At 60.0% G+C, this 16,751-nt stretch carries 15 protein-coding genes; 11 read left to right on the top strand and 4 right to left on the bottom strand.

What is annotated here, in order from left to right; translation table 11 throughout:
• The first annotated feature begins 8 nt into the window (after positions 1-8).
• Positions 9-1,655: an AMP-binding protein gene (locus QD409_RS10010; protein ID WP_430762585.1), complete on the top strand. Its 1,647-nt coding sequence runs from the start codon at positions 9-11 to the stop codon at positions 1,653-1,655.
• 82 nt (positions 1,656-1,737) lie between these two features.
• Here QD409_RS10010 and QD409_RS10015 read toward each other — a convergent pair whose 3' ends face one another.
• Both QD409_RS10015 and QD409_RS10020 read right to left on the bottom strand, forming a co-directional pair.
• Positions 1,738-3,009: a GNAT family N-acetyltransferase gene (locus QD409_RS10015; protein WP_430762586.1), complete on the bottom strand. Its 1,272-nt coding sequence runs from the start codon at positions 3,007-3,009 to the stop codon at positions 1,738-1,740.
• Positions 3,006-4,439 (bottom strand): oligosaccharide flippase family protein, encoded by a 1,434-nt coding sequence (locus QD409_RS10020; RefSeq protein WP_430762587.1) that lies wholly within the window; start codon positions 4,437-4,439, stop codon positions 3,006-3,008. Before QD409_RS10020 ends, QD409_RS10015 begins: the two co-directional genes overlap by 4 nt.
• A 240-nt stretch (positions 4,440-4,679) precedes the next feature.
• Between QD409_RS10020 and QD409_RS10025 the strand changes: the two genes are divergently transcribed.
• Complete coding sequence (locus tag QD409_RS10025) at positions 4,680-5,309, top strand: glutathione S-transferase family protein (protein WP_430762588.1); 630 nt, start codon at positions 4,680-4,682, stop codon at positions 5,307-5,309.
• 101 nt (positions 5,310-5,410) lie between these two features.
• Here QD409_RS10025 and secA read toward each other — a convergent pair whose 3' ends face one another.
• Positions 5,411-8,131 carry a preprotein translocase subunit SecA gene (secA, locus tag QD409_RS10030; protein ID WP_092855928.1) on the bottom strand — a complete coding sequence of 907 codons (2,721 nt, stop codon included), beginning with the start codon at positions 8,129-8,131 and terminating at the stop codon, positions 5,411-5,413.
• 245 nt (positions 8,132-8,376) lie between these two features.
• Here secA and QD409_RS10035 point away from each other — a divergent pair, with 245 nt between their 5' ends.
• The 6 genes from QD409_RS10035 to QD409_RS10060 all read left to right on the top strand — a co-directional run bounded on the left by QD409_RS10035 (position 8,377) and on the right by QD409_RS10060 (position 13,139).
• Positions 8,377-9,279: a peptidylprolyl isomerase gene (locus tag QD409_RS10035; RefSeq protein ID WP_092855927.1), complete on the top strand. Its 903-nt coding sequence runs from the start codon at positions 8,377-8,379 to the stop codon at positions 9,277-9,279.
• 63 nt (positions 9,280-9,342) lie between these two features.
• Positions 9,343-10,584, top strand: coding sequence for a bifunctional glutamate N-acetyltransferase/amino-acid acetyltransferase ArgJ (gene argJ / locus QD409_RS10040; protein WP_092855925.1), 1,242 nt, complete (start codon positions 9,343-9,345; stop codon positions 10,582-10,584).
• The gene (locus tag QD409_RS10045; RefSeq protein WP_092855923.1) at positions 10,565-11,374 is read left to right on the top strand and encodes a GNAT family N-acetyltransferase; all 810 of its coding nucleotides are present in this window, start codon (positions 10,565-10,567) and stop codon (positions 11,372-11,374) included. Before argJ ends, QD409_RS10045 begins: the two co-directional genes overlap by 20 nt.
• Positions 11,371-11,784 (top strand): 8-oxo-dGTP diphosphatase MutT, encoded by a 414-nt coding sequence (mutT, locus tag QD409_RS10050; RefSeq protein WP_092855921.1) that lies wholly within the window; start codon positions 11,371-11,373, stop codon positions 11,782-11,784. Before QD409_RS10045 ends, mutT begins: the two co-directional genes overlap by 4 nt.
• Before the next feature lie 764 nt (positions 11,785-12,548).
• A complete protein-coding gene (locus QD409_RS10055) occupies positions 12,549-12,863 on the top strand; it encodes a hypothetical protein (protein ID WP_004118019.1) in 315 nt (104 codons plus the stop codon).
• A 93-nt stretch (positions 12,864-12,956) separates the two neighbouring features.
• Positions 12,957-13,139: a Flp family type IVb pilin gene (locus tag QD409_RS10060; protein ID WP_092855919.1), complete on the top strand. Its 183-nt coding sequence runs from the start codon at positions 12,957-12,959 to the stop codon at positions 13,137-13,139.
• 85 nt (positions 13,140-13,224) lie between these two features.
• Here the strand turns inward: QD409_RS10060 and QD409_RS10065 are convergent, their stop codons facing one another.
• On the bottom strand, positions 13,225-14,109 hold the full coding sequence (locus QD409_RS10065) for a methyltransferase domain-containing protein (protein ID WP_430762589.1): 885 nt from the start codon (positions 14,107-14,109) through the stop codon (positions 13,225-13,227).
• A gap of 94 nt (positions 14,110-14,203) precedes the next feature.
• Between QD409_RS10065 and QD409_RS10070 the strand changes: the two genes are divergently transcribed.
• From QD409_RS10070 to QD409_RS10080, 3 genes are all read left to right on the top strand, one after another.
• A complete protein-coding gene (locus QD409_RS10070) occupies positions 14,204-14,980 on the top strand; it encodes a ComF family protein (protein WP_430762590.1) in 777 nt (258 codons plus the stop codon).
• 30 nt (positions 14,981-15,010) lie between these two features.
• Positions 15,011-15,268: a glutaredoxin 3 gene (gene grxC / locus QD409_RS10075; RefSeq protein WP_430762591.1), complete on the top strand. Its 258-nt coding sequence runs from the start codon at positions 15,011-15,013 to the stop codon at positions 15,266-15,268.
• Between the two features lie 152 nt (positions 15,269-15,420).
• Positions 15,421-16,488, top strand: a complete 1,068-nt coding sequence (locus tag QD409_RS10080) for an IS110 family transposase (RefSeq protein WP_430762592.1) — start codon at positions 15,421-15,423, stop codon at positions 16,486-16,488.
• The last annotated feature ends 263 nt before the right edge of the window (positions 16,489-16,751 follow it).

The following is a 16,751-nucleotide window of genomic DNA, read 5'->3' on the forward strand; positions in this document are numbered from 1 at the left end:
AATTTCGCATGAAATTGCCCCCGCGTGATACTTATGAAGCCCTCTATCGCGACTTTCGCTGGGAGATTCCGGCGAAATTCAACATAGGACATGCTGTTTGCGATGCCTGGGCCGAGCGCGAGCCCGATCGGGTCTGCCTCCAACATTTCAATCCGGACGGCAATCACTCTTCCATGACCTATGGCGAGTTGCGAGATCGCTCCGCTTCTTTCGCCAATGCGCTTGTCGCACTCGGCGTGCATCGCGGAGATCGCGTGGCGCTGTTGCTGCCGCAGAGTTTCGAGACGGTCGTGGCGCATATGGCGATCTATAAGATGGGGGCGATCGCCCTGCCGCTGGCATTGCTCTTCGGTGCGGAGGCGCTGGAATACCGTTTGAAGACTTCCGGGGCGTCGGCAATCGTGACCAACCGGTTCGGCCTCGAGCGGCTGCGTCCCATCAGGGACCGGCTACCCGAACTGACACAGGTGATCTGCATCGACGGCGCGGAAAATGGCGTCTTCAGCTTTGCCGATCTGGTGGCGGCGCATCCGTCCTTGTTCGAAGTGGCGGATACCGGTCCGGACGATCCCGCATTGATGATCTTCACCTCGGGCACGACCGGGCCGCCGAAAGGTGCGCTCCATGGACATCGCGTCCTGCCGGGGCATATTCCGGGCATGCAGTTCGCCCATGAAGGCTTTCCGCAAGTCGGCGATCGGCTCTGGACGCCGTCGGACTGGGCCTGGGCAGGCGGCCTTCTGAATGCGCTTTTGCCGAGCCTGATGCTCGGCGTTCCCGTCGTCTCGTCTCCTGCGCAGAAGTTCGATCCGCACATGGCCTTCCGTATCATGGCCGAGATGGAGGTGCGCAATGCCTTCATTCCGCCGACGGCACTGCGATTGCTGAAGGCTGTCGATAATCCGCGGGCGCGTTATAACCTCAAGCTCCGCACGATCGGTTCGGCAGGCGAGGCGCTCGGTCGCGAAACCTTCGAATGGGCGCGGTCGGCACTCGATGTCAGCGTCAATGAATTCTTCGGCCAGACCGAGTGCAATTTCGTACTCGCCTCCAGCGCCGCCTTCGGTGTTAGCCGCGGCGGGGCGACGGGCAAATCAGTGCCGGGCCATCAGGTCGCGATCGTCGATGCCGATGGCGTCGAGGTTCCTGTGGGAGAGAGCGGGCAGATCGCGATCAAGCGGCCCGATCCGGTGATGTTCCTCGGCTATTGGCAAAACGAGAAGGCGACGGAGGCGAAATTCGCCAACGACTGGCTGTTAACCGGCGATATCGGCCGACAGGATGCGGATGGCTATATTTCCTTCATCGGCCGCGACGACGACGTCATCACCTCGTCGGGCTATCGCATCGGTCCGAGCGAAATCGAGGATTGTCTCGGCGGCCATCCCGCCGTGCAGCTCGCCGCGGCAGTGGGCAAGCCGGATGCGGTGCGAACGGAAATCGTCAAGGCTTATGTCGTTCTCGTGCCCGGTCGCGAGCCGAGCGAGGCATTGGCGGCCGAAATCCGCGAATGGGTGAAGACCCGGCTTTCCATGCACGAATATCCGCGCGAGATCGAATTCGTCGATGCGCTGCCATTGACCACTTCGGGCAAGGTGATCCGCCGCTTGCTGCGCGAGCGGGCAGTCGCCGAAGATAGAGTATTTCCGTCTTAAACGGAGTCACGGAAATGCTCTATCTCTTTGTTTTCACGCAGTTCGGGACGCAGAGCCGCCGCGCACTTCTGCAGGAATTGCTTTAGCGCTTGGTAAGCGACAGGATCTTTTCGCGCAGCAGCTTCGCCATGTTACGGGTGCTGCGATACATATGCAGTTGGGTGGCGATCTGCCGGACGTCGCGGTCACCATTCGGTGTCAGACCGATGATCAGCGTGCCCATGTCCTCGCGCTCGTGCCAGAAGCGGCTCATGATCGGATGATCAGAGATGGCGCAGGAATCGGAGCGAACGACGTTGGCGTCGTCGAGATGCCACTCCGTCAGCTCGCCCATCAGCAGCTTGCCAGGCGAATAGCGAGCATAGGCCTCGTCATAGGCCGTTTTCCAGGTATAGGCCTCACCGCCCATGATCAGCACGATCATCGAGGCGATGGCCTTGCCGTTGAGATCGATGGTGTGAATACGGACGGCGTCGATGGCTGCGAGGTTGGAGATCGCTTCGCGGGCGAAGGCGGCATGATGGCGGTCGGTGACCAGCGCAGTGCGCTTCTTGCCTTTCCAGCCGCTTGCCTCCAGCGCCAGGAATTCTTCCATGCGCAGGTGAATGTCGCGGGGTTGACGCGCGACGTGATAGGCGACCTCGCCCTGGCTCTCCAGCAGCCGCCATTGGCGGCGCATCTCGCGCAGATGGGCGTTGGAAATCGTTCGCTTGAGATAGGCGATAGCATCCTCATTGCTGTCGAGCATGGGGCGCTGGAAGGCGTTTGCCACGGTGATGGGCAGATTGCGGCCTATGGCGACGACCTTGGCCATCTGGGCGAAACGGCCGTTGAGGCGCAGGTCCGGCAGCACGAGCGCCGTCGGCAGGCGCAGCTCAGGTCGCGCAAGTGCTTCGAAGAGGTTGTCGAGCGTTTCGCCAGCATCCTCGGCATCGACCAGCGGTGTGCCGAGCGGGCCGAAGGAGTTCGACCAGACGCGGATGATCGAGGGGCCGATCGCAAAGCCCGGCTTGTCAACCGTGAAGGGCATCAGCAGACGTATGCGGCTGCGCGTGCTGTTATTATCGCGCATCAATGCAAGACGGACTTGCCGATCTTCAAGGCGCGGCATGGCGGGCGCCAGGAAGCGGCCGGAAAAGAAGACGTTGGGCTCCATGGCGCGATTGGACAGAAAATCCAACTCGTCCTGCAGCTCATAGCCGAGCTTGCCGGGATAAAGGCAGAGCTCGCGACCGGACCTGCCGACCTCGACCCGAGCTTCCGCCTTCGGCGTTTCGAAGTGCAGCGCTGCGAGCGTATGCGTCAGGGCATTGACCTGGCTGTCGGTGGTTTGGGTATAGGGAGGGCGCGTCATGGTCTAGAGAGCCCGCTTGTTGTCGTTGACGCCGTTGGGCGGCGGATGAGGGCGAAAAGTGTGATGCCGAGCGATTTGCGCACGGCAATGTGCAGGAGCAAGGCTTCGAGCGCCATGGCGGCGGCACCAGCCATGGCCGCACCCTCGATACCGAAACGCGGGATGAAGATGATGTTCAGGCCGATATTGGCAACAAGCGCGACGGCATAGAGATAGACGCAGATCGTTTGTTTATCCGCCATGGTCAGCAGTACTTCGGCCGGACCGACCAATGCCTTGGCGAGGATGCCGCAGAAAAGGATCGCCATCACGATCTGGCCTTCGATGAAAGCAGAGCCGAAGAGTGACAGCAGAAGCTGCCCGGCGGCCAGAACGGCAAGGCCGAGGGCGAGCGCGGGAAAGAAGGTCCAGCGGGTCGCTTCGATGGCGAAGGCTGCGAGCTTGGCTTGGTCGTTTTCGGCGATGATGGTTGCGAAGCGGGGGCCGATGGCCGCTTTGACGGCGAAATAGATGAAATGAACCAGAGCCATGGTCTTGGCGGCGGCGAAATAGACGGCAACTTCCTCCGGATCGAGGAAGATCCCGACCACGATGACGTCGGAATTGGTGAAGAGATATCCGACGCCCTCCACCAGAAAAATCGGAAAGGCGACGGTCAGCCAGGTTTTGAACTCGATGGTTTTCGCGCCGCTTGGATAGTGGCGGCGCAGACGGAGCGACACGACCAGATACTGGAGCAGGACGCTCGTAAACGCGCCAGCCAGCGCCGCTGACATGGCTGTGATCGCATCGCGCGGCGCGCCGGCAAGAACGGCAGCGACCATGAAGAGAAGGATCAGCGTCGGGCGGATCAGGAAAGTTGGGCTCAATGCCATGATCGGCCAGTGCTTGGCGCGGGCCGTGCCGTCGAGAACGTCACCCAGCGCGATCATCGGCACAGCGATCAGGCCGAGCAGGATCGGCATGACGTAATAATGCTCGATGGCGCCACGCAAGGCATAGACCAGGATGGCCGCGAGCAAGGCAAGCGTGCCGGAAAGCGCGACGACGAACAGCCGGGCCGTGGCATTGAGGCCGCGAAGGGCACTATGATCGCCGCTCGCGTCATATTGCGGCAGGAAGCGGATGATGGCGGTCGGGAAGCCGAGACAGGCAAGGTTGCCGAACAGGATCATCAGCACCCAGACGAAGACGAAGACGCCGTATTCAAACGTACCCATCAGGCGGGCGAGGATGATCTGCGACAGGAAGGCGAGGGCTGCACCGACGATCCGAATGGCGAAGGCAATCAGCGCCATCCGCTGTGAAACGGCCTTTTCGTCACGGCTGACAAGGAGAGTGGCGAGCTTGCGCAGATACGGTGCCAGCACAGCCCGCACTGCGGGCGGCAGCATTCTCTCCGCTGTTTGAAAGACCGCCATAATCAACACGCAATACTTTAAATATGATCCCGAACTCGCCCTAGTCTTGGCAGAGGAGGGTTAAGAATAGGTTCGTTCTATACCTAAAAGCGACGTTTGCCGATGGGGCCGGTTGTCTGTCGACCGGCCAAAAAGCAACCGTTGGATGCCATGGGCTTACCGCCGATCTGAGCAGGAAGCCGACGCAGGAAACGGGTGGCGGAGACCAAGTCGTCATGCAGAATCGATGGACCACCAGAGGAGAGTCGCATGCTCACGCTTTACGACTATTTGCCGTCGCAGAACGGCTGGAAGGCCAGGGTTCTGTTCGGATTGCTGGATATTCCATACCGCACCCGTTTGGTATCGATTTTCGAAGGTGAGGGGCGCACAGATGCTTTTCTCGATCTCAATCCGGCAGGCGGCATCCCCGTTCTCGAACTGGAGGATGGGCGCACAATCGCTGAATCGAACGCTATCCTCAGCTATGTCGCCGAAGGCACGCAGTTTCTTCCGGCGGACCAATATCAGCGCGCCAAGGTCATGCAGTGGTTGTTTTTCGAGCAGTATCACGTCGAACCGGTTATCGGCACGCTGCGCTTCTGGACGCTGACGGAGCGGCTGGAACTCAATTCAGCTCTAGTTGAAGTCAAACGCGCGGGCGCCTTGCGTGCTCTTGCCGCGCTCGAGCGTGGGCTGAAGAGTGCGCCGTTTCTCGCCGGTAAGGAGTTTTCGATCGCGGATATAGCGGTCTACGCCTACGCACATAGAGCGGCGGACTGCGGCTTTATCCTCTCCGGCTATCCGACGCTCATCGCTTGGTTCGATCGCGTTTCGGAGGTTATCGGCCCTGGCTATCCGGTCTACCTATACGGCGACGATCCGCATTCCGCCGTCTGAGCACGACGTTCGTCAGTCGCCATGTCGGATCATAGTTCACTGCAAACTAAAATGCCGCCCAACGGGCGGCATTCTGGTCATTGCTACCGGCTTGCGAAACGTCAGACGACTTCGGTGCTTTCGAAGGCGCCGTGGCAATGCTTGTATTTCTTGCCGGAGCCGCAGGGGCAGGCCTCATTGCGGCCGATGCGACCCCAGGTTGCTGGGTTGCGCGGGTCGCGGCTTTCCGGAGGCACGAAGCTTTCGCTCGCCAGGTTGAACGGGGCGAATTCGTCTTCGCCGGTAGATGCGTCGATGTGACGGCCCTGCATCGGCGGGGTTTCCGGCTCGGCCGGCTGCTGCACGAGTTCGACGCGCGAAAGCTGGCCGGTGACGGCCTGGCGCAGATTGTTCAACAGGGACTGGAACAGCTCGAAAGCTTCAGCCTTGTATTCCTGCAGCGGGTCGCGCTGCGCATAGCCACGGAAGCCGATGACCGAACGCAGATGGTCGAGGTTGACGATGTGCTCGCGCCAGAGATTGTCCAGGGTCTGCAGCACGATAGAGCGCTCGACATAGGTCATGATCTCGGGGCCGAAGCGCTCGGCCTTCTCATTTGCGGCCTTGTCGGCTGCTTCGGTCAGGCGGGTGCGGATATCGTCTTCGGCGATGCCTTCTTCCTTGACCCAGTCGTGGACCGGCATGTCGAGGTCGAAGAAGTTGGCAACGCCAGCCTTCAGGCCGTCGGCGTCCCACTGTTCGGCATAGGCGCGTTCGGGGATATGCTTGGAAACCAGATCCTCGATGACCTCGTGGCGCATGTCGCCGACGGTTTCGGAGAGATCGGTGGCATCCATCAGTTCGACGCGCTGTTCGAAGATGACCTTGCGCTGGTCGTTCAGCACGTCGTCGTACTTCAGGACGTTCTTGCGGATATCGAAGTTGCGGGCTTCGACCTTCTTCTGGGCGCGTTCCAGAGCCTTGTTGATCCAGGGATGGACGATGGCCTCGCCTTCCTTGAGACCGAGCTTCTGCAGCATGCCATCCATGCGGTCGGAGCCGAAGATGCGCATCAGGTCGTCCTGAAGCGACAGATAGAACTTCGAGCGGCCGGGGTCGCCCTGACGGCCGGAACGGCCGCGGAGCTGGTTGTCGATACGGCGGCTTTCATGGCGTTCGCTGGCGATGACGTAGAGACCGCCGGCGGCAAGCGACTTCTGCTTGAGCTCCTTGATCTCCTCGGCGATCCTGGCGATCGCGGCGTCGCGCTCCGGACCGGGCTCGACTTCGTGCAGGTCGCGCTCGACACGCATTTCGAGGTTGCCGCCGAGCTGGATGTCGGTACCGCGGCCAGCCATGTTGGTAGCGATCGTCACTGCGCCGGGAACGCCGGCCTGGGCAACGATATAGGCTTCCTGTTCATGGTAGCGGGCGTTCAGAACCTGAAAATTGTTGAAGCCCTGCTTGCGCATGAGGTCGGCGAGAAGTTCCGACTTTTCGATCGATGTGGTGCCGACGAGCACCGGCTGGCCACGCTTATGCGCGTCCAGAATTTCCGCGATGATCGCCTTGTATTTCTCTTCATGCGTCCGATAGACTTCGTCATCCTCGTCGATACGCTGGATCGGCAGGTTGGTCGGCACCTCGATCACGTCGAGGCCGTAGATGTTGCCGAATTCTTCCGCTTCCGTCGACGCCGTACCGGTCATGCCGGCGAGCTTGCCGTACATGCGGAAGTAGTTCTGGAAGGTGATCTGCGCCAGCGTCTGGTTTTCCGGCTGGATCTGCACCCGTTCCTTGGCTTCCAGGGCCTGGTGCTGGCCGTCCGAATAGCGGCGGCCCGGCATCATTCGGCCGGTGAATTCGTCGATGATGACGACTTCGTCGTTGCGAACGATATAGTCCTTGTCGCGCTGGAAGAGCTTGTGGGCCTTGAGCGCATTGTTGATGTGGTGGACGATCGCGACATTCTCGACGTCGTACAGCGATTCACCCTTCAGCAGACCGGCTGCGTTCAGCATATTTTCCAGCTTCTCGGTGCCTTCTTCCGAGAAATTGGCCGAGCGCTGCTTTTCGTCGATTTCGTAATCTTCCTTCGAAAGGCGCGGGATAAAGGCGTCGATCGTCGTGTAAAGATCGGAGCGGTCGTCAAGCGGGCCTGAAATGATCAGCGGCGTGCGTGCTTCGTCGACCAGAATGGAGTCCACTTCGTCGACGATGGCGAAGCTGTGGCCGCGCTGGACCATCTGTCCGCGATCATACTTCATATTGTCGCGCAGATAGTCGAAGCCGAGCTCGTTGTTGGTGCCGTAGGTGATGTCGCAGGCATAGGCGTCGCGCCGCTCTTCGTCGGACAGGCCATGGATGATGACGCCCGTGGTCAGCCCGAGGAAGCTGTAGAGGCGGCCCATGGTGGCGCTGTCGCGCTGTGCCAGGTAGTCGTTGACCGTGACTACATGCACGCCCTTGCCGGCGAGCGCGTTCAAATAGACCGGCAGGGTCGCCACGAGCGTCTTGCCTTCGCCGGTCTTCATTTCGGCGATGGCGTTGGAATGAAGGATCATGCCGCCGACGAGCTGTACGTCAAAAGGTCGCATGCCGAGAACGCGGCGCGACGCCTCGCGTGCCACCGCAAAGGCGGGGACGAGGAGGTCGTCGAGCGTCTTGCCGTCGGCAAGCTGCTGGCGGAACTCAACCGTCTTGGCGGCCAAAGCCTCATCGGACAGCGCACGCATCTGCTGTTCGAGTGCATTGATGGCAACGACATTCGGCTGGAACGACTTAACCCGGCGGTCGTTGGACGAGCCGAACAACTTGCGGGCAATTCCACCTAGGCTGACCATGTGACTGGTCCTTTCTGAGATTTCATCCGGCCGTTCTCTGCTTTATCCACTCCCAAAAAAACGGGAGTATAGCACAAAACGGCCGGAAACTGTTCTGGACGCGAGGTTGCGTGACAGATAAGAGGGGGGTCGATTGATGTCAACGGGATTTGGCCGATACACAAAGGCCACATTCTCCTGCTGAAGGCTTTTTCACGCCGGATTCCCATCTGTCGAGCCGGTCGAGACCACCGAAGGGTTATCTTATGTTGAAGTACAACAAACTTGCCGCGGTTGCTTTCGCAACGATCATTACCTTCCAGGCGCCGGCTTTTGCTGCTGACGCCAAGGATCCCGTTGTCGCCAAGGTCGGCGATGTCGAAATCCACCAGTCCGAGCTCGATCTGGCGATTGCCAACCTCGATCCGCAGCTCGGCCAGCTTCCGGACGACCAGAAGAAGGTCGCCGCGCTTTCCGCTTCGATCGACGTGAAGCTGCTGTCCCAGAAGGCTGCTGCCGAAAAGCTCGACCAGACGCCGGATTTCCAGGCGCACATGGCCTATCTGCGTGATCGCGAGCTGCACAACTCCTATTTCAAGGCGCATGTTGCCGACGCCATCAAGGATGACGAAGTCAAGGCTCGCTACGACAAGGAAGTCGCTGCCCTGCCGAAGCAGGAAGAAGTGCATGCCCGCCACATCCTGGTGAAGACCGAGGACGAAGCCAAGGCAATCATCAAGGAACTCGATGGCGGCAAGGATTTCGCAGCGCTCGCCAAGGAAAAGTCCACGGATCCGAACAAGGCTGATGGCGGTGATCTCGGCTATTTCGGCCACGGCCGCATGGTCAAGGAATTCGAAGACGCCGCATTCGCTCTGCCTGTTGGTACCTACACCAAGACGCCGGTCAAGACCGATTTCGGCTGGCACGTCATCAAGGTCGAGGACAAGCGCAATGCTCCTCCTCCGCCGTTCGAGCAGGTCAAGGACCAGGTTCGTCAGCTCGTCATGCGCGACAAGTATCTTGAGCTTCTGAATAAGGCCAAGCAGGACAGCAAGGTCGCCATCAGCGACCCGGCGCTCAGCAAGGCCTATGAGGATGCGCAGAAGCAGCAGGACGCGGCTCCGGCGGACGACGCCGTTGCGCCTGGCGTTCAGCCGCAGCAGTAAGCAATCGCAAACAGGATCATCAGGGCCCGGATTTTCCGGGCTCTTCACTATTAGGTGGCTCTCATGTCCGGTTCCGTTTCCCCGCTCGCTCCCAAATCTTTCGTTTCCATGCCCGCGCTTCGCGGCGTGCGGATGACCACCGCATCCGCCGGCATCAAGTACAAGAACCGCACCGACGTTCTGCTGATGGTCTTCGACAAGCCCGCAGCCGTCGCCGGCGTTTTCACCCGATCGAAGTGCCCTTCGGCTCCGGTAGATTTCTGCCGGCAGAACCTAGCCCTTGGCAGCGCGCGCGCCGTCGTCGTCAATTCCGGCAATGCCAATGCCTTTACCGGCCTCAAGGGTCGCCAAGCGACCGAGCTGACCGCCAAGTCTGCGGCTGCTGCCGTTGGCTGCGGTGAAAACGAAGTCTATCTCGCCTCCACCGGCGTCATCGGCGAGCCACTTGATGCCACCAAGTTTGCCGGCGTGCTCGACACCATGGCCAAGGATGCCGTCAACGATTTCTGGTTCGAGGCCGCCAAGGCGATCATGACCACGGATACCTATCCGAAGGTCGCGACGCGCAGCGCCGACATCGGCGGCGTCAAGGTCACCATCAACGGCATTGCCAAGGGCGCCGGCATGATCGCGCCCGACATGGCGACGATGCTTTCTTTCGTCGTTACGGATGCCGATATTTCCTCTTCCGCGCTGCAGGTGCTGCTTTCCGATGGTGTTGGCCCGAGCTTCAACTCCATGACCGTTGATAGCGATACCTCGACCTCCGATACGCTGATGCTGTTTGCCACCGGTGCTGCCGCAGCTGATGGGCAGGCGCATATAGATCGCGCGGACGATCCGCAGCTTGCCGGCTTCCGCACGGCACTCAACGAGCTGCTCAAGGATCTCGCCATTCAGGTCGTTCGCGACGGCGAAGGCGCGACCAAGATGCTCGAAATCACTGTAACAGGCGCCGAAAACGATGCTGCCGCCAAGCGTATCGCGCTTTCAATCGCCAATTCGCCGCTGGTCAAGACCGCGGCTGCCGGCGAGGACGCCAATTGGGGCCGCGTCGTCATGGCGGTCGGCAAGGCCGGCGAGATGGCGGATCGCGACAAGCTCGCCATCTGGTTCGGCGACGTTCGCGTTGCCGTCAACGGCGAGCGCGATGCTTCCTATTCCGAGGAAGCGGCCTCGAATGTCATGAAGCAGCAGGATATTCCCGTGAAGGTCGATCTCGGCCTCGGTAATGGTCGCGCGACGGTCTGGACCTGCGACCTCACCAAGGAATATGTTGCCATCAATGGCGACTACCGGAGCTGATACCTCGCTGATGCATGCGCAGTCCACGATAAACAAACTGCCCTTGGTGCGCAGGCTCGAAGCCGTCGGCTTCCGGGCCTGGCCTGCCTCTTCCGTGCAGTATGATGGCAGCTGGCAGGTTCGGCTGACAGCTGGTCATCCCTCGAAGCGGCTCAACTCGGTCGTGCCGCTCGATCCTTCTGATCATCGCGATCTCGAAATTCGGCTGGCGAAGGCGCAGCGAAAGTTTGAAGCCTATGGCAGGCTGATGGTGGTGCGCGAGACGCCGCTGGCCTCACCGCAGCTCATCGATCTTCTGCGGGATCGCGGCTGGACGCGGTTTGAGGAGACGATAGTCATGATCGCCGACCTCGTTGATCTCGAGCTGCCTGACATGCTGGATCACCTGCCGAGCCATGATGTCGGCCGTTATGTCGATGCCAGCCTGATGGTTGACGGGGTCGATCCGGCCATGAAGCCTGCGCTGGCGGAGGTGGTGAGCAGCATCAAGCCGCCCTCGGGTCTTTTCGTCATCGAGAATGACGACGCCGGGCCTGTGGCCACGACGCTTTGCGTGCAGGACAATGATCTTGCCGGCGTGATGTCGGTTGCGGTTTCGCCGCAGCATCGGCGCAAGGGCCTGGGCGCGGAGATCCTGACGTCCGCACTGCGCTGGGCGCGGATGCGCAGCGCCAAGACCGCCTGGCTGCAGGTGGGCGCCACCAACGAGCCGGCACTGGCGCTTTATACCCGTTTCGGGTTCCGCGAGGCTTATCGCTACTGCTATTGGCGCCCCCCGGAGGACGTATGAGCGAGACTGGCCGCAAGATCGTCCTCGTTGCCGCCTGCGCGCTCATCGATACGGATGGCCGCATTCTTCTGGCGCAACGCCCTGAGGGCAAGTCGCTGGCCGGCCTCTGGGAGTTCCCCGGCGGCAAGGTCGAGGTCGGCGAGACGCCTGAGGAGACGTTGGTGCGCGAGCTGCAGGAAGAGCTCGGCATCCAGACGAAAATTGCCTGCCTGGCGCCGCTGACCTTTGCCAGCCACACCTACGAAACCTTCCATCTGCTGATGCCGCTTTATATCTGCCGGCGTTACGAAGGCATCCCGCATGGCCGGGAAGGGCAGGCGCTCAAATGGGTGCGGCCGCAGGCCCTGCGCGACTACCCGATGCCGCCGGCCGACGAGCCGCTGATCCCGTTCCTACAGGATCTGCTCTAAGAGCTAATTCAGGTGCTTCCGCTATTTGCCCTGCTGGAATTGCCCTGGGGTTAGATTTCTTTGAAGCGGAAGTTCGACTTGGTGAGCTGGTCGAGATTGTTCGCCATAGCCTCTCGATGGGAAGGCTCTGTCTTCGATGTTCTCCGGAGCAACTCCGTCAGCATTTCCGACTGTCTGGTTGAATCCCGGCGGATTGCCTCCAGATGCTCGAGCATCAATCCAAAGGTAAAAATCACGGCGCCACACAATGCATATAAGAGCGCCGCGACCAGCCCCGCGACAAGGCCGCCGATGCCCCGATGAAAAGCATCGAGACGGCCAACACGATCGCGAGGGCGACAACGAGGCCGCCGACGGCTTTAAACAMCCCCGCCATATATTAGCTCAGACACAACTTATGATAATGATATGTACCTCATAACGCACATCAGAGCGAGTAAATGTCAATATCAATTTATTGGTGCATTGAAGCTGGGATTATTCTTATGCGTGCCGTTATAGGGAAGGTCTGGCGCCTGATGATGCGCTGGATCTTTTATGAGTTAGCGGCACGTACATTTGGCGCATTCGAGGACGGCTCATAGCAAGTATGGTTAACAAAAATTAGCCATTTGAAATCAGGCCCATAACTCGAATCAGGCACTGTCCCGGAATTTTACGTCTCATTAATTTGCATGTGGATATTAAGGGATCGTTTATGACCTTCTGGCATTCAATTCTCTCAATCAAGCGATTGTTGGGTGCGTTAAAGAAGGCTTGACATAATGGACGACGATTTCTGGAAAGCTGTTCAGGAAAAAGAGCAGTCCTATTCCACGTCGCGCAAGACGGGCGCGTTGAATATCGCTCTGCTGTTCGGTACGGCGGCGGTCGCGCTTTCGCTTATCCTGACGCCGATGCTCTCCGACAAATCCAAGTCGCGCGTGCTTGCAAGTGCGCCGGATCTCGACAATATTACGACGGGTTCAATTCCTCAGACTGAAAACGGCAAGCGTTACACGATCCGCCGCAGCGTGCTGCAGCAAGAGCCCGGTTCGGTCTGCATCGTTCAAGGTTACGGAGCCGATAGCGGCTGCTGACGGTTGCATGAGCATAGCTTGCCAGATGCCATGACGAGCATCGGATTCACGAGATGTTGATGTCCAATGCTGCGGCTGGGGAGCTTTGAGCCTATGCGTTCCGTACGGCGTTTTTTCAATGACAAGACCGGTGCCACGGTCATTGAGTACGGCCTCATCGCTGCCCTCATGTCGGCTGCGATCATCAGCGGCGTCGGCGCCTTTGGCGGCAGCCTTTCGAACACGTTCAGCCTATTGTCCAATACGGTTCAGGACTCGTCCACCGCCTCGAATTGAGGCGATCGCGTTTGCCTGAAGCGCCTCGCGAACTTTCAGGGGCGTGGGGTTGCGCTTTGGGTTTCCGGCTCTTGCGCGACCCGCCTTATTGCTTCAGCTTGTGCTCTTCGACCTTGAGCGCATCGGCGAGCCGCGCCTTGGCCGAGCCCGGCTTCAACGGCTTCTGCTGGCTCTCATGCGGGGTCCATCCGGATACATAGATGATCGAGAAAGTCGCCCTGATCCTGCCATCGGCATCGGAATAGCGTTCGGCATAGAGTTCGGCCGCGCGCAGGAAAAAGGCGCGTGTCAGCGGCGCGCGGCTGCGTTCGGCAAGCGGATTGGTCATTCCCATGGCGCGCAGGTCGCGCATCAAGGCAAAGAGATTGTCGTAACGCACCGTGTAGGTTTCGGCGTCTATCACGGGAAGAGTAAAGCCGGCTCGCTGTAGCAGACCGCCAACATCGCGGACATCGGCAAAAGGGATGACGCGCGGGCTGGCGCCGCTCGTGAGTTCGATTTCGGTCGCGAGCAGTACCTCGCGCAGCTCCTGCAGGGTGCCCAAGCCCGGGATTGCCGCCAGGAAAAGGCCGTCGGCCTTCAAAGCGCGGCGGATCTGGATGAAAACGCCGGGCGTGTCGTTGGTGACATGCAGGTTGAGCGGGGAGAGGACGAGGTTGACTGAATCGGCCTCCAGCGGCAATTCCTCAAGGGGCGCCTCGGTGACATCCTCGCCGGGTGCCGCAAAATCTGCCACGTTTTCGATCCTGCGCAAATGGCCGATCTTGCCGGTTGCCAATGCCAGGCGTGCCGCGACGCCGGTCGTTCCGTGAAGCTCCACTGCTTCATCGAAGCGCCGTTCGATGACGGAAAGCCGTTCCGCCAGTTCGCTTGCTGCAATATCGAGTAGAAATGCCGCCTTCGGGTCGCCTTGTCTCAGCGCCCGTTGTTTGCGGGCCGCGAGCAGCGCTTGGTCGAACACGATTTCCATGGCGTTTTCCTGCAATATGGTCATTTCGGCGGGGCGTGCCGGGCACTAGCGTTTTCCTTCGCAAAGCCTGCGGGAAAAAGCTAGTGTCAATCATATGGGGATGATGGGGCGAGAAATCACGTTATCAACGCTGCGGGTCGGGCTGGCGAGGCCCTGGCAGGTGCTGGCGGATCTGCTCTATCCGCCTGCTTGCTCCGGTTGCGGTGTTGCGGTCGGAGCGCATCGCGGTCTTTGCCCTGCCTGCTGGTCCGGCATCCGTTTCATCGAGCGCCCCTATTGCGAAATTCTGGGCAGCCCGTTTTCCCATGATCTCGGCGCAGGCATTCTCAGTGCTGAGGCGATCGCCGATCCGCCTGTCTTCGACCGGTTGCGCTCCGCCGCCGTTCACGACGGCATCGTGCGTGATCTCATTCTCAGCCTGAAATATCGCGATCGCACCGATCTGGCGCCGATGATGGCCGGCTGGATGCTGCGCGCCAGCGATGGCATGGTCGCCGCCTGCGACGCGATCGTCCCGGTGCCCTTGCATCGCGCCCGCTTGTTTTCGCGCAAGTACAATCAGGCGGCCGAACTGGCGCGCCATGTTGCCCGCCTCTCTGGAAAGCCGTTGCTTGCCGCGACGCTGTTGCGCGTCAAGCGCACGAGCCAGCAGGTCGGTCTCGGCGCCAAGGCGCGGCAGGACAATGTGCGGGGCGCATTCGCCGTCTCCGAACATCGGGCCGCCGATGTGTTCGGCCGGCGTATCGTGCTGGTCGATGACGTCTATACCACGGGCGCGACGGTGGCCGCGGCGACGCGCGCATTGAAGAAAGCCGGCGCGGCAGATGTGACTGTTTTGACCTTTGCAAGGGTCGTCGGCCATCTTATATGACAATAAATCTGAGTTTTTTTGGAGTGGATTATGGCATCCGTCGTTATCTATACGCGTGAGTTCTGCGGCTATTGCGCTCGCGCGAAGTCCCTGCTCGAATCCAAGGGCGTCGACTATGTCGAGCACAATGCGACCTATGCGCCCGAAATGCGGCAGCAGATGATTGCAAAGGCGAACGGCGCCTCGACCTTCCCGCAGATCTTCATCAATGACGAGCATGTCGGCGGTTGCGACGATATCCATGCGCTCGATCGGGCCGGCAAGCTCGATCCGATGCTGGCCGCCTAAGACGCTTCGCAAGGGAGGTGACATGAAAGAGGCGGCCTCCACGGATAGAACGGATCACTGAGATGCAGATGATGATCGAGGGACAGTCACACCTCCAGCCTTTCGGCTTACCTTATTGGGGTTTTGAAGATCTCAACAAGGGAGTTGGAAGCATGACTGCCTCTTATGATTACCATATCGGTGTCGACTACCACAAATCCTACAGCCATCTGGTGGTGCAGGACAGTAGCGGCAAGACGTTGCGCTCTGGCCGGGTAATGAACGATCGCCAGTCGCTCGGCGGGTTTCTCGAACGCTACCGCGAGAACAGCCACGCGGTTGTCGAGGCCACGCGCAACTGGATGGTGATGTATGACTGGCTCGACGACATTTGTGACGATGTCGTTCTCGCCCATCCTTTGAAGGTGAAGGCGATTGCCGACGCCAAGATCAAGACCGACAAGATCGATGCGACGGTGCTGGCGCATCTGCTGCGAGCCGACCTGGTGCCGGAGGCCTGGGCACCCAGCGACAAGGCCCGCGAGCTGCGTGTCGCGCTGCGCGAGCGGATGTTTTACGTGCGGCTGCGCACGATGACGAAAAACCGGATCGTCACGGTGTTTGATCGCTATCCGGAGCAGACGGCACAGTTGAAGAAGCTCAGTGATCTGTTCGGAAAGGCCGGCCGCGTCCAATTGGCTCAGGTGAAGGTCTCAGAGATCGACCGCATCCAGATCGACCGTGGCCTCGACTTCATCGCCGACATCGACGTGCGCATCAAGCAGTCGGAAGCAACGATCCGGGCGATGACTAAAACCAATGGCAATGTGAAGCTGTTGAAGACGATCCCCGGCATCGGCGAGTTCTTCGCCCGGCTGATCGACGCGGAAATCGATGACATATCGCGGTTTCGCAATGCCAAGAAGCTCGCCGCCTATACCGGGCTTGTGCCCTCGACCTATTCGAGTGGCGGTAAGACCTATCACGGCAAGATCATCAAGCAGGGCAACAAGTGGCTGCGCTGGGCCTTCGTGGAAGCGGTCGCCCCGGCTATCGCCAGCGATGCGCAGCTGCGCACCCAATACGAACACCTGAAGATCAGAGGAGTAAACAAGGCGCGCGTGGCCATTGCACGCAAACTTTTGACGATCGCCTTCCAGATCCTGCGTGACCAGCGCGCCTATGAGCCGCGCGACACCAGCACCATGGAAGGCGCGTCGACGATATCCCGGCTGTCCTGACTGTCGTCTAGCGAGCCCGGCAGGACTGGGCTGCGCTCATCAAGGAGAATGGGAAGCCGGGAGCCGAACGTCACTCTGTGACCGAAGCTAACGCATTAGGTCACGTATTGGAGATTGGTTCGAGAACCGCAGGACGGCAACACGCTGTCCAGCGGAAGGAAGAGAGTTAGCCGATCGGCGCCAATGCCGATCAAACCATAACCGAACCCAAGGAAAAGCCGCCACTTGAAGGTGTTTTACCCCTTGTGTTCTTTCATTGGAGA

Source organism: Rhizobium sp. BR 315 (assembly GCF_050577975.1).
Taxonomy (GTDB): domain Bacteria; phylum Pseudomonadota; class Alphaproteobacteria; order Rhizobiales; family Rhizobiaceae; genus Rhizobium; species Rhizobium miluonense.